The sequence below is a fragment of the Streptomyces sp. P3 genome (genome assembly GCF_003032475.1).
Lineage (GTDB): Bacteria > Actinomycetota > Actinomycetes > Streptomycetales > Streptomycetaceae > Streptomyces.
In genome coordinates, this window is the sequence record NZ_CP028369.1 from 3,465,755 (window position 1) to 3,479,485 (window position 13,731).

Below are 13,731 nucleotides of genomic sequence, written 5' to 3' on the forward strand. Positions count from 1 at the left end.
ACAGCCCGAAGGCCCGCCGCCCGCACCCGCGGTGCAGCGCATCCGACTGCGCTACACCAAGCGCGGCCGCCTCCGGTTCACCAGCCACCGTGACTTCCAGCGCGCCTTCGAGCGTGCGTTGCGCCGTGCCGAGGTGCCGATGGCGTACTCGGCGGGGTTCACGCCGCACCCGAAGGTGTCGTACGCCAATGCCGCACCCACCGGCACGGGCAGTGAGGCGGAGTATCTGGAGATCGCGCTCACCGAGGCGCGTGACCCGGAGAAACTGCGAGTCCTCCTCGACGAGTCGCTGCCCACCGGGCTCGACGTCGTCGACGCGGTCGAGGCCCGGACCTCGGGGCTCGCCGACCGGCTGACGGCCTCCGTGTGGGAGCTGCGGCTGGACGGCGTGGACCCGGCCGACGCCGATCGCGCGGTGGACGCCTTCAACGAGGCCGACGCCGTCGAGGTCCAGCGCATGACCAAGAACGGCGTCCGGACCTTCGACGCCCGCGCCGCGGTCGCCCGGCTGGAAACGCACAGTGAACCCGCTGATAGGCCGACCGGCCAGCCCTGTGCGATACTGCGGCTGGTTGTTCGGCACGTGACGCCTGCCGTACGACCCGACGACGTCCTGTCCGGTCTCCGCGCCGTGGCCGACCTGGCGCCGCCGGTCCCCGCAGCGGTGACCAGGCTGGCGCAGGGGCTGTTCGATGCAGGGACCGGCACGGTGACCGACCCGCTCGCGCCCGACCGCGAGGCAGTTCGGGCCCCTGAGGCCCGACCCGCTGCCGCCGCGAAGGCGCCCGCGTAGGGAAGGTTCCGCGAAGGAACGTACGCCGTAGCGCCGCCCTCGTACTCGGGAGCCACCTGGGTCGGGCGGCGAACCGACCAGAAGACTTTCGCCAGGCCGTGCGCATTCGGCGTACGGAACCGGCGAGACAGGACACAGAGAGCTCCCGTGCGGCGCCCGCGCCCCGGACGGCGGCACCGCGCATCGCGCGAGCCGCGGACGTCAACGGCGGTCGATCCTTCGTGATCGCCGCCGGACCAGGCGCGGCGCCCGGGAGCCTGACGGGAGAAACGCCCGCATGCTCGAGCCAACCGAATCCACAGAGTCCGTTCCGGACTCCGATGCGAACACCCCCAGCGACACCCTGCCGCCGCGTCGTCGGCGCCGTGCCGCTTCCCGGCCGGCGGGTCCGCCGGTCGCCGCCGCCGACGCCTCGGCCGAGATCACCACGCCGGCCATACCGGCGGTGGAGTCCGCCGAGCAGTTGGCGGAGGAGGACCTCCCGGACGTGACCGTCCCGGAGAAGAAGGTCTCCGCGGAGGCCGAGGCGCAGGAGCCCGAGGCCGCGCCCCGTGCGCGCCGCCGGGCCACCCGCCGTGCCTCCGCGCCCGCCGGTGCGCCGGCCGCCGCCGAGGCCGCCGAGACCGTCGTGCCCGCGGTGGAGGAAGCCCCCGCGGACCAGGTCGCGGCCGAAGCCGAAGAGGCACCTGCCGAGGACGCCGCTCCTCGCCGTGGCCGTCGCCGGGCCACGCGTCGCGTGTCCGCACCGGCCGAGGAGGCCGCGGCCGAGGTCGTCGAGCCCGCCGTCGAGCCCGCGACCGAGACGGCCCTCGCGCAGCCCGAGGCGGAGCCCGAGGTGCCCGTCGAGGCCCCCCGTGCCCGCCGTCGGGCCACCCGCCGGGCGACCGCCCCCGCCGGAGCCCCGGAGGCCGAGGCGCCCGCAGTCGCCGTCGAGGCCGAGGTGCCCGCCGTCGCCGAAGAGGCGGCTGCCGAGCCCGCGCCCCGCACCCGACGCCGCACGACCCGCCGCGCCGCCGCGCCCGTCGAGGCCGAGGTCCCGGAGGTCACCGAGGTCCCCGAGACCGTGACGGTCGCCGAGCCGGCCCAGGCCCCCGCTGCCGAGACGAAGACGGCGGTGGCCGAGGCCCCTGCCGCCGACGAGACGTCCGCCGCCGACGATGACGCCGGTTCCCGGCGTGGGCGTCGGCGCGTGGTCCGCCGGGCCGCAGGCGGCTTCACCGCGCCTGCCCAGGAGCGCTCCGAGTCCGACGCGCCGAGCCGTCCCGCGCGGCCCGCGGTCGCCGTGTTCCAGGCGCCCGTGTTCGCCGAGCCGCAGTTCCAGACCCCGCAGCGGGCCGCCGCCGAGGCCGCCGCCGCGGAGGCCGACGCCGACGAGGCGGAGGCCGAGGAGCACGAAGAGGTCCAGGAGCCGGTGGAGGAGCCGACCGGTTCGCGCCGCCGTCGGCGTCGCCGGGCCGCCGGAGACGAGACCGAGGCCGACCGCACCGCCGCGCCCGTCGCCCGGGCCGCCGCCCCCGTCGTCGAGGACGAGCCGGAGACCGAGCCGGAGGACGCCGACGAGGCCGCCGAGGACATCGCCGACGGCGACGACGAGACCGAGGAGACCGGTTCGCGCCGCCGTCGCCGCCGGGGCGGCCGTCGCCGTCGCCGTGGCGAGGCCGCCGACGGTGACGGTGACTCCGGGGACGCGGACTCCGACGAGTTCGCCGCGGAGCAGTCCGCTCAGGACGCCGAGGACACCGCCGAGCAGGAGGACGAGGACACGGAGGACGACGAGGCGGGCGGTTCCACCGCCGGAAGCCGTCGTCGCCGTCGTCGCCGTCGTCGCGCCGGCGACTCGTCCACCGAGGCAGAGCCCGGCGACGGGGACCCGGAGCGGACGGTCGTCAAGGTCCGCGAGCCGCGCAAGCCCTCCGAGCCGTCCGACGAGGTGCAGTCCATCAAGGGCTCGACCCGTCTGGAGGCCAAGAAGCAGCGCCGCCGGGAAGGCCGTGAGCAGGGCCGCCGCCGGGTGCCGATCATCACCGAGGCCGAGTTCCTGGCCCGGCGCGAGGCCGTCGAGCGGGTGATGGTCGTCCGCCAGAGCGGCGAGCGCACCCAGATCGGCGTCCTCGAGGACAACGTGCTCGTCGAGCACTACGTCAACAAGGAGCAGGCCACCTCGTACGTCGGCAACGTGTACCTGGGCAAGGTCCAGAACGTGCTGCCGTCGATGGAGGCCGCCTTCATCGACATCGGCAAGGGGCGCAACGCCGTCCTGTACGCCGGCGAGGTCAACTTCGAGGCGCTCGGCATGGCCAACGGGCCGCGCCGCATCGAGGCCGCCCTGAAGTCGGGCCAGTCGGTCCTCGTACAGGTCACCAAGGACCCGATCGGGCACAAGGGCGCGCGTCTGACCAGCCAGGTCTCCCTGCCGGGCCGCTACCTCGTGTACGTGCCCGAGGGCTCGATGACCGGCATCAGCCGCAAGCTGCCCGACACCGAGCGGGCCCGGCTGAAGACGATCCTCAAGAAGATCGTCCCCGAGGACGCGGGCGTCATCGTGCGCACCGCCGCCGAGGGCGCGAGCGAGGACGAGCTGCGCCGTGACGTCGAGCGGCTGCAGGGCCAGTGGGAGGACATCCAGAAGAAGGCGAAGAACGGCGGCAACGCCCCGACGCTGCTGTACGGCGAGCCGGACATGACCGTCCGGGTCGTGCGCGACATCTTCAACGAAGACTTTTCCAAGGTCATCGTCAGCGGTGACGAGGCCTGGTCGACGATCCACGGGTACGTCTCGCACGTCGCCCCCGACCTCGCCGAGCGGCTGTCGAGGTGGACCTCCGAGGTCGACGTCTTCGCCACCTACCGGATCGACGAGCAGCTCGCCAAGGCGCTGGACCGCAAGGTCTGGCTGCCCAGCGGCGGTTCGCTGGTGATCGACCGGACCGAGGCGATGGTCGTGGTCGACGTCAACACCGGCAAGTTCACCGGGCAGGGCGGCAACCTCGAGGAGACGGTCACCAGGAACAACCTGGAGGCGGCCGAGGAGATCGTGCGTCAGCTGCGGCTGCGCGACCTCGGCGGCATCATCGTCATCGACTTCATCGACATGGTGCTGGAGTCCAACCGGGACCTGGTGCTGCGCCGGCTGCTGGAGTGTCTGGGCCGCGACCGCACCAAGCACCAGGTGGCGGAGGTCACCTCGCTGGGCCTGGTCCAGATGACCCGCAAGCGGGTGGGGCAGGGGCTGCTGGAGTCCTTCTCCGAGACCTGTGTGCACTGCAACGGGCGCGGCGTCATCGTCCACATGGAGCAGCCGACCGCGGTCGGCGGCGGCGGGAAGCGCAAGAAGCGCGGCCGTGGCGGTGACGGACACGTCCACGAGCACGAGGCGGCGGTCGACGTCGTCGAGCCGCTGGACGTCGAGCAGGAGGCGGAGAGCGAGGCCGAGGTCGCCGCCGAGGTGGCCGAGCCGGTCGCGCTCGCCGCTCCGGAGTTCGCGCCGGACGAGGAGCTGTACAGCAGCATCGCCGAGGCGGAGGCCTCCGCCGGCCGGGGCCGTGGCCGGCGCCGGGCGAGCCGCAGAGCGTCCGCCCCGGCGGGCACGCCGCGAGGCGGCGCGTCGCGCAGGACGGGCGGCTCCGAGGCGTTCGACGCGGCGGAGACCGTCGAGGCGGCTCCCGCGTCGCCCGCGGCTCCCGAGACGCTCGTCGACGCGCCCACCGCGCAGGAGGTCACCGCCGAGGCGGAGGCCGAGCGTCCGGTGCGGCCCGCCGAGGCGGCCGCGGTGCACGCCGAGCCGGTCGCCGTCGAGGACCCGGTGGTCGAGGCCGCGGAGACGCCGAGCGACACGCCGGCCGTCGACGAGGCCGCGCCCAAGGGCCGTACGCGTCGTCGCGCCACCCGCAAGGCGTCCGCGCCGGCCGGGTCGCCCGCGGGCGCCGAGGCCGCCGCTGTCACGGTCACCGAGCCGGCGGTCGCGCCGGCCCCGGTCGCCGAGGCCGCGCAGCCGGAGGCCGCAGCGGGTGACGAGCCCGTCGTCGAGAGCGCGGCTCTGGCCCGCCCGCGACGCCGCGCCGTGCGCAAGGCCACCGCGCCGACCGCGTCCGAGGAGACGGCCGTGGTGGTCGTCCCGTCGGCCGCGCCGGAGGCCGCTGTCGCGCAGGTCACTGCCGCGGAGGCCGTCGGCGAGCCGGCCGACGCCGACACCGGGATGCCCGCCGCCGAGGAGGCGGAGGCCGCTCCGGCGAAGAAGACGGCCGCCCGCAAGACGGCGAAGAAGGCCACGGCCAAGAAGGCCGCCACGAAGACGGTGGTGGCCAAGAAGACGGCCGCGAAGAAGACCGTCGCCAAGAAGACGACGGCCAAGAAGGCGGCGAAGACCGTGTCCAAGAAGACGGTGGCCGCGCAGCAGAGCGCGCCGTCCGTCACGGCCCCGACGGAGGACTGACGTCCCGTGAGGGAGCCTTCGTGAACGCACGTCGACGCGGCCGCCCGGCACCCCGGGTGTCCGCGTCGCCGTGCGTTCACCCGCGGGTTACTCTGTGTTCTGCTTGTGACAGAGCGCACCCATGCGCTGGGTTTCACTGCGATAACCCTGGAGAAAATCGCCGTCCGCGGGCTGGTAACGTGCACTGTGGTCCCGGTGGCCGATGACATGCACACCGTGACCACAGCCGATGGAGCACATCCGGTCTTCCAGCCGGACGCGGCTGACTTCCCGCCAGGAACCCTATGAGGCGGGTCCTGTGTACAAGCCGTTCGCCCGCCCACAGGCATCGGCGGACAACCAGGGATGCGGCCGTGCTGAGCATCGACACGGCTCCTTCCCGACCAGGCAAGACGTGGTGCGCCTTCGAGGTCGCCGTAGAGGAGGGGATGTCGATGACCGACGCCCATGTGTTCATACCGGCCGCCAAGCCTGTGATCGGCGAGGAGGAGATCGACGCCGCGGTACGCGTACTGCGCAGCGGCATGGTCGTCCAAGGACCCGAGGTCGCCGCCTTCGAGGAGGAGTTCTCGGAGCTGGTCGACGGGCGTCACTGTGTCGCGGTCAACTCCGGCACCTCGGCGCTTCACCTGTCGCTCCTCGCCCTCGGCCTCGGCCCGGGCGACGAGGTCATCGTGCCGTCGTTCTCGTTCGCCGCCTCCGCCAACGCGGTCCGGCTGGTCGGCGCCGACGTGGTGTTCGCCGACATCGACCCGGAGACGTTCTGTCTGTCCCCGGCCGCGGTCGAGGCGGCCCTGTCGCCGCGCACCGCCGCGATCATGCCGGTGCACCTGTACGGTCACCCGGCGGCCATGGACCAGATCATGGCGATCGCGCAGCAGCACGGGCTCGCCGTGGTCGAGGACGCGTGCCAGGCTCACGCGGCCGCGCTGAACGGCACCCCGGTCGGCGCGTTCGGCGCCGCGGGCACGTTCAGCTTCTACCCGACGAAGAACATGCACAGCCTCGAGGGCGGCATGATCTCCACCGGGGACGCGCAGACCGCGCGGACCCTGCGCCTGCTGCGCAACCAGGGCATGGAGACGCGCTACGCCAACGAGATCGTCGGCGCCAACGTGCGCATGACGGACGTGTCCGCCGCCATCGGCCGCGTCCAGCGGCGCAAGCTGGACGGCTGGACCGAGCAGCGCATCGCCAACGCCGCGTACCTCACCGAGCACATCACCGCGCCGAACGTGCTCACGCCGAAGGTCGCCGAGGGCGCGCGGCACATCTACCACCAGTACACGGTGCGCATCCAGGGTGACCGCGACGCCGCCATGGCCAAGCTGACCGAGGCCGGCATCGGCAACGCCGTGTACTACCCGACGCCCATCCACCGGCTGAAGCCGTACTGGGAGCCGGACCAGAAGGCGGGTCGTGACTGGGACCTGCCCGAGACGGACCGCGCGGCCGCCGAGGTCGTGTCGCTGCCCGTGCACCCGGCCCTGTCCACGCAGGACCTGGAGCGCATCGTCACCGCTGTCAATGCTCTGGGGGAGCAACTGTGAGTACCGGGAAGTCGCTGCGAGCAGGACTCGTCGGCCTCGGTTCCATGGGGCGTCACCACGCCCGCGTCCTGTCCGGTCTGGACGGCGTCGAACTCGTCGGCGTCGTCGACCCGATGGGTGACAAGTTCGGCGCCGCCCAGGGGGCGCCGATCCTGAACACCGTCGAGGAGCTCATCGCCCTCGGTGTGGACTACGCCGTCGTGGCCTGCCCGACCGCCCTGCACGAGCCGGTCGGCCTGGCGCTCGCCGAGGCCGGGGTCTGCGCGCTGGTCGAGAAGCCGGTCGCCGACACCGTCGAGGGCGCCCGTCGCCTCGTCGAAGCCTTCGAGTCGCGCGGTCTGGTGGCCGGCGTCGGTCACATCGAGCGGTGCAACCCGGCGCTGATGTCGCTGCGGACGCGGCTGGAGGCCGGTGAGCTGGGCGACGTCTACCAGGTCGTCACCCGCCGTCAGGGCCCCTTCCCGCACCGCATCGCGGACGTCGGCGTCGTCAAGGACCTCGCCACCCACGACATCGACCTCACCGGCTGGGTGACGGGGCGGCAGTACGTGTCCATCGCCGCGCACACCGTGTCCAAGAGCGGTCGTGAGCACGAGGACATGGTCTCCGCGGTCGGTCGTCTCGACGACGGCACCATGGTCAACCACCTGGTGAACTGGCTGAGCCCGCTCAAGGAGCGGTTCACCTCGGTCACCGGTGAGCGGGGCTGCTTCATAGCCGACACCCTCACCGCCGATCTGACGTTCCACTCCAACGCCGCGGTGACCACCGAGTGGGAGGCCCTGCGGGCCTTCCGCGGTGTCTCCGAGGGCGACATGATCCGGTACGCGATCGCGAAGCGTGAGCCGCTCCTGGTGGAGCACGAGCTCTTCCGGGACGCGGTGCTCGGCAAGCCCGCCGACATCTGCACCCTCCGCCAGGGCATGCGCACCGTCGAGGTGGCGGCCGCGGTGCTGGAATCGGCGGCCGAAGGCAAGACCCTGCGGTTCGACGACAGCCGCAGCGGAGCGGCCTGACCCACCCGCGTGGCGGGTCGCCGAAAACGCCCGTCCCCGGTTCCCGCCAGATCGTGGAACCGGGGACGCCGAACTTCTGTCTTCCACTCGGAGGAACTCACACATGGAATCCCCTGCCCGCCGGCCGCGCCTTGCCGTGATTGTCGCCAACGGCATCACAGGCGACTCTCGCGTACAGAAGACCGCTGTCGCCGCGGCCCGGGACGGCTGGGACGTGACCCTCATCGGCCGGAGCGACAGCAAGCGCGTCCAGCGGTCGAAGATGGGTCCGATCGAGGTGATCCGTGTCCCGGTGGGCGTGGACTACCTGCGTGAGGTGAACACCCGCAAGGCGCGCCCCCTGCGGGCGGCCGCCACCCAGTTCAACCTGCAGGACCAGGCGGCCCTGAACCGCTACACCGCGGCCTACCGGGCGTGGGTCCGGCAGAAGTCCGCCGAGACCGCGTACGCGGGCACCCCGCGCCGGGCGTCGATCAAGGCCGCGCTGCGGGCCCGCCGGTCGGTGCACCGGCTGCGGGTCAAGGCGTTCAAGTGGGAGCAGCGGCGCAAGTCCAAGGACCCGGCGCCGGTCGGCGACTGGCGCCGGGACTGGCCGCAGGTGGTCGACCTCGACCTCGCCTTCGGACCGGTCATCGAAGAGGTCGAGCCGGACGTCATCCACGCCAACGACGTGACGATGATCGCGACGGCGGCGCTCAGCGCGGCCCGGCTGCGCGCCCGGGGCCGGACCTGCGTCTGGTTGTACGACGCGCACGAGTACATCAGGGGCGTGGAGTGGCCCAACGCCCGCCAGGCCTCCGCGCTGCCCGCGGTGGAGGCCGAGTTCATCGGCCGCGCGGACGCGGTCGTCACGGTCTCCCCGCAGATGGCGGAGCTGCTGAAGAACGACCACAAGCTGGCGAAGTCGCCGCTGGTGGTGGGCAATTCGCCGGTCCGTGAGGTGATCGGCGGCGGCCGGTCCACCGCGTCGGTGCGCAAGGCCTGCGGTCTCGGCCCCGAGACGCCTTTGATGGTCTACGCGGGCTGGATCGGCCCGGAGCGCGGTGTGGACGCCGTCATCGACGGCATGCCTGACCTTCCGGGCTTCCACCTCGCCCTGGTCCACGGCCGGATGACGCCCCTGCTCGAGCAGCTGTTCGCCCGGGCCGAGGCCCTCGGCGTGCGCGACCGCGTGCACCTGGTGCCGTACGTGCCGCAGCACGAGGTCGCCGACTACCTCTCCTCCGCCGACCTCGGCCTCACCCCCTTCCGGCGGGTCCCCAACTGCGAGGTGTCGCTGCCGACGAAGGTCTCCGAGTACCTGCAGGCCGGCCTGCCGCTGGTCACCAGCGACGTGAAGGTCATCAAGGCGTACGTCGAGGAGCGCGGCCTGGGCGAGGTGTGGACCTGGGACGACCCGAAGACGTTCGCCACGGCCGCCGCGCGGGCCATGGAGCGCCGCGCCGAGCTCGCCGGGGCGATCACCGAGGAGGTCCGCTCGGACCTGTCCTGGGAGACGCAGAGCGCCAAGCTGCTGAAGCTGTACCGCGAGCTGTCGAAGAAGACCCCGCCCGGCCCGCGGCCCGAGCTGTCGTGGACGGTGCAGGAGACCCCGGACGCCGTACGGACCGTGGAGATCACCGACGGCGACGGCCAGCCGACCTGGAAGAAGCTCGGCGAGACCCGCGTCCGGCTGGGCCTCGGACCGGCCAACTATGCGGGCCAGGGCGCCGCGTACGCCCAGGCGATCACGCGCGTCAACCCGGACGTGTCGGTCGAGGTCGTCATGAACAAGCAGCCGGAGTCCTTCGACTACCCGGCCGACGTCTACGTCGACGCGACCGCGCTCGGTGAGCTGCCCGTCCAGTTCCAGCAGGTGGAACGGATCGTCGGACGTTATACGCATCTGCTGGTCGACGCGTTCATGCCGGTCTTCGGCAATCTCAACGGCTCCTCGATCGCCGGTGACCTCGACGCGCTGAAGCAGGCCCGAATCAAGGTGGCGCTGCTCGCCCACGGCAGCGAGATCCGGCACCCCGGCAACCACATGGCGCGCCACCCCTTCTCGCTGTTCCACGACGCCCCCAAGGGCATCGCGAAGAAGCTCCAGGCGAAGGCCGAGCGGAACAAGCGGATCGCCACCGAGGCCGGTCTGCCGCTGTACGTCACCACGCCGGACCTGCTGGAGGACCTGCCGACCGCGAAGTGGGCGCCGCTGGTCGTGGACGTCCTCGCCTGGGCCACGGACCGGCCGGTGATGGAGCGCGAGCGGCCGCTGGTGCTGCACGCCCCCTCGAAGCGCTGGACCAAGGGCACCGACCGGATCATCCCCGTGATGACCGAGCTCCACGACAAGGGACTCATCGAGTTCCGGCTCGCCGAGGGCATCCCGTGGGCCGAGATGCGTGAGCTGGTGCAGAGCTGCGACCTGGTGCTCGACCAGTTCACCACCGGCAGTTATGGCACGTTCGCCGTCGAGGCGATGGCTGCCGGTAAGCCTGTCGTCGCCTACATCAGCGATGGTGTGAAGGCCGCGACGGACGGCGCCCTGCCCATCGTCTCCGCCACCCCCGACACCCTCGGCGAGGTCGTGAAGGCCCTCGTCGACGACCGTGAGGGCACGGCCAGGATCGGCCGGGAGTCCGCCGCGTTCGCCCGTATGTACCACGACGGGACCTGGACCGTGCAGGTCCTCAGCGATTTCCTCAAGTGACCGGTTTAGAGAGGCTGTTAATGGAAGCGCAGAGTGCCGGCGCACCCCGCCCCGTCAAGGGTCGCGTCGTCATGCTGGTCGACAACAAGGTCGACGGCGACTCGCGGGTGCAGAAGGCAGCCGAGTCCGCCGCGGCCGCCGGCTGGGACGTGGTGCTGCTCGGTCTCGTCCGCTCCGGCAACGGCCGCAGCTGGAAGCTCGGCGACGCCGAGGTCCGGCTGCTGCCGCTGAAGACCCCGCTGGCCAAGCGGCACGCCGAACGTCACCGCTCGCCGCTGCGCCGTCCGCTCGCCTACCCGCCGGGTCCGATGGCCGCCTACCGCCGCCAGTGGATCAAGGCCTGGCGAGCGGACGTGGCCACCCGCCGTGCCGCGCTGAAGGTCGCGCCGAAGGCGGTCGGTTCCCCCTTGTTCCGCAAGGCCGAGACGGCCCGCCTCACGGTGGCCGGACCGGTGTCGAAGTTCATGCAGAAGTGGGTCGGCTTCCGAGCCCGTCAGAGCAGCCAGGCCCAGAAGGCCGGCCGTGCCCTGAACGGCCCGGTCGACCGGGCCTTCACCGCGACCTGGAAGGCCGTCAAGGGCAAGCGCGCCTGGCGCCGCCTCGAACCGGTGCTGTGGGACTACGAGTTGACGTACGGCGCGGAGATCGACGCGCTCAAGCCCGATCTCATCCACGCCAACGACTTCCGCATGCTGGGCGTCGGCGCCCGCGCCGCCGTCCGCGCCCGCGCCAAGGGCCGCACGGTCAAGCTGGTGTGGGACGCCCACGAGTTCCTGCCCGGCGTACGCCCGTGGGAGGACAACGCCCACTGGATCCCCGGCAACACCGCGCACGAGAGCGAGTACGCCCCGTTCGCCGACGCCGTGGTCACCGTCTCCGAGGGCCTAGCCGACCTGCTGCGCGAGCGCCACGGTCTCGACGAGCAGCCGACCGTCGTCCTCAACGCCCCCGACCGCCCCGTCGAGCGGGACCCGGCGATCGAGGACACCGAGCCGGAGCCGGACCTGCGCGAGCTGTGCGGGATCGGACCGGACGTCCCGCTGGTCGTCTACAGCGGCTCGCCCGGCCCGCAGCGCGGCCTCGGCGACATGGTCGAGGCCCTGCCGAAGCTGGACGGCGTCCACATGGCGTTCGTCGTGCCCGCGCCGGCCGCCGGCTACATCCAGGGCCTGCTCGCGCGCGCCCGGGAACTCGGCGTCGGCGACCGGCTGCACGCGGTGCCGTACGTCAAGCACTGGCAGGTGGTGCGCTTCCTGTCCGCGGCGAACGTCGGCTGCATCCCCATCCACCACTGGCCGAACCACGAGATCGCCCTGATCACGAAGTTCTTCGAGTACTCGCACGCCCGGCTGCCGCTGGTGGTGAGCGACGTGAAGACCATGTCCGAGGTCACCCGTGCCACGGGCCAGGGCGAGGTCTGCCGGGCCGAGGACATCGACGACCTGGCCCGCGCGATCAAGGCCGTGCTGGCCGACCCCGAGAAGTACCGGACGGCCTACGACAAGCCCGGTCTGCTGGACACCTGGACCTGGGAGGCGCAGGCCGAGGTCCTCGACGGGCTGTACACCCGTCTCGTCCCCAGAAACCCGAAGGCGGGATCATGAGGGCGGCTCCGGCTCCCGACGTCACCGTCGTCATCGCCGTGTACAACACCATGCCCTACCTGACGGAGTGCCTGAACTCGCTCCTCGGGCAGAGCATAGGCCGCGAACGTCTCGAGATCGTCGCGGTCGACGACGGCTCCACCGACGACAGCGGCCCCGAGCTGGACCGGTTCGCGGCGCTGTACCCGGACACCGTGAAGGTGCTGCACCAGCCCAACTCCGGCGGCCCGGCCGCGCCCAGCAACCGTGCGCTCGAGGTGGCCACCGGCCGCTACGTGTACTTCATCGGCTCCGACGACTACCTGGGCGAGGAAGCCCTGGAGCGCATGGTGAAGTGCGGCGACAAGCACGGCTCCGACGTCGTCGTCGGCAAGATGGTCGGCACCAACGGCCGGTACGTGCACCAGGCGCTGTACAAGAAGAACGACGCGGACGTCAGCCTGTACGACTCGGCGCTGCCGTTCACCCTCGCCAACACCAAGCTGTTCCGGCGGGAGCTGGTCGAGAAGTACAAGCTGCGCTTCCCCGAGCACCTGCCGGTGGGCAGCGACCAGCCGTTCACCATCGAGGCGTGCGTGCGCGCGGCGAAGATCTCGGTGGTGGCCGACTACGTCTGCTACTACGCGGTCAAGCGGGGCGACGCCAGCAACATCACCTACCGTGCCGACCACCTGGCCCGGCTGCGCGCCACCGCGGAGATCATGGACTTCACGGCCGGCCTCATCGAGGCGGGCCCGCAGCGCGACGCGGTCCTGCGGCGGCACTTCACCTGGGAGCTGGCCAAGCTCGTCCAGGACGACTTCCCGTCCCTCGACCGCGAGCTGCAGCGGCAGCTCTGCGCGGGCATAGCGCGACTGGCCGACACGTACTTCACCGACGGCATCCGCGACGCGATGGACGTCAAGCGCCGGGTGCGGATCGCCCTCGCGCACGCCGGCGCGATCGACGAGCTGGCCGAGGCGATCTCGTCGGAGAAGAAGCCCGGAGCGACCCCGTTCGTCCTCGAGGGCGACCGCGCCTTCGCCCGCTACCCCGGCTTCCGCGACCCGCGCATCGGCCTGGCCGACCGGGTCTACGAACTGCTCGGGGAGTCCGTCCCCGCTCCGCTCGCCGAGGGCACCGAGCTGCTGGCCTCCGCCTGGGAGCAGCAGGGGGAGGCGCTCGCCTACACGGCGTCCGTGCGGGTGCCGGTGGTCGGCGACGTCGACGGCGCCGTGCTGCGGCTCGTCAAGGGGGCCATGCCGAAGTCCGCGGACAAGGCGGGCGCCCGCCGGCTGAAGGCCGACCAGGGCCTGCCCGCCCCGCAGGGCGAGACGACGGTGGAGCCCACCGAGGACGGCGCCGCCACGGCGCTGCACGCCCGGGTCCCGCTGGAGCTCGTCACCGCCGGCCGGGGTGTGCGGGTATACCTGGACGTGGCAGGGTTCACCTACGAGATACCCGTGCGCGGCGAGGGGCTGCCCATGCCGCTGGCCAGGCTGTGGGGTCCGCAGGCGGACCTGTACCGGGCGTCGGCGCTCGTCAACCCCAAGGGACGCGTCGTCGTCGACACGGCCCAGCTCCACCCCCCGAAGAGGACGGTCATCCGGCGGGCGCTGGGGGGCGCCGTCAGGAAACTGAAGTCCCGTTTGAGAAGGAAGTAGC

General features: G+C 72.3%; 7 protein-coding genes. All 7 read left to right on the forward strand.

Going from position 1 to position 13,731, the window contains the following annotated elements:
* The first annotated feature begins 31 nt into the window (after positions 1 to 31).
* The 7 genes from C6376_RS15525 to C6376_RS15555 all read left to right on the forward strand — a co-directional run bounded on the left by C6376_RS15525 (position 32) and on the right by C6376_RS15555 (position 13,730).
* Entirely contained in the window at positions 32 to 793 is a 762-nt protein-coding gene (locus C6376_RS15525) for a TIGR03936 family radical SAM-associated protein (RefSeq protein ID WP_107443961.1), read from the forward strand.
* Between the two features lie 277 nt (positions 794 to 1,070).
* Positions 1,071 to 5,225 carry an Rne/Rng family ribonuclease gene (locus C6376_RS15530; protein WP_107443962.1) on the forward strand — a complete coding sequence of 1,385 codons (4,155 nt, stop codon included), beginning with the start codon at positions 1,071 to 1,073 and terminating at the stop codon, positions 5,223 to 5,225.
* A gap of 434 nt (positions 5,226 to 5,659) precedes the next feature.
* A complete protein-coding gene (locus C6376_RS15535; RefSeq protein WP_107448984.1) occupies positions 5,660 to 6,775 on the forward strand; it encodes a DegT/DnrJ/EryC1/StrS aminotransferase family protein in 1,116 nt (371 codons plus the stop codon).
* Complete coding sequence (locus C6376_RS15540) at positions 6,772 to 7,791, forward strand: Gfo/Idh/MocA family protein (protein ID WP_107443963.1); 1,020 nt, start codon at positions 6,772 to 6,774, stop codon at positions 7,789 to 7,791. Before C6376_RS15535 ends, C6376_RS15540 begins: the two co-directional genes overlap by 4 nt.
* Before the next feature lie 103 nt (positions 7,792 to 7,894).
* The gene (locus C6376_RS15545; protein WP_107443964.1) at positions 7,895 to 10,483 is read left to right on the forward strand and encodes a glycosyltransferase; all 2,589 of its coding nucleotides are present in this window, start codon (positions 7,895 to 7,897) and stop codon (positions 10,481 to 10,483) included.
* A 20-nt stretch (positions 10,484 to 10,503) separates the two neighbouring features.
* A complete protein-coding gene (locus tag C6376_RS15550; protein ID WP_254075951.1) occupies positions 10,504 to 12,087 on the forward strand; it encodes a glycosyltransferase family 4 protein in 1,584 nt (527 codons plus the stop codon).
* Positions 12,084 to 13,730 (forward strand): glycosyltransferase family 2 protein, encoded by a 1,647-nt coding sequence (locus C6376_RS15555; RefSeq protein WP_107443965.1) that lies wholly within the window; start codon positions 12,084 to 12,086, stop codon positions 13,728 to 13,730. Before C6376_RS15550 ends, C6376_RS15555 begins: the two co-directional genes overlap by 4 nt.
* The last annotated feature ends 1 nt before the right edge of the window (position 13,731 follow it).

Bases quoted from the DNA above. Each gene is read 5' to 3' on its own strand.
- C6376_RS15530 (WP_107443962.1), top strand. From the start codon at position 1,071: ATGCTCGAGCCAACCGAATCCACAGAGTCCGTTCCGGACTCCGATGCG.
- C6376_RS15535 (WP_107448984.1), top strand. From the start codon at position 5,660: ATGACCGACGCCCATGTGTTCATACCGGCCGCCAAGCCTGTGATCGGC.
- C6376_RS15545 (WP_107443964.1), top strand. From the start codon at position 7,895: ATGGAATCCCCTGCCCGCCGGCCGCGCCTTGCCGTGATTGTCGCCAAC.
- C6376_RS15550 (WP_254075951.1), top strand. From the start codon at position 10,504: ATGGAAGCGCAGAGTGCCGGCGCACCCCGCCCCGTCAAGGGTCGCGTC.
- C6376_RS15555 (WP_107443965.1), top strand. From the start codon at position 12,084: ATGAGGGCGGCTCCGGCTCCCGACGTCACCGTCGTCATCGCCGTGTAC.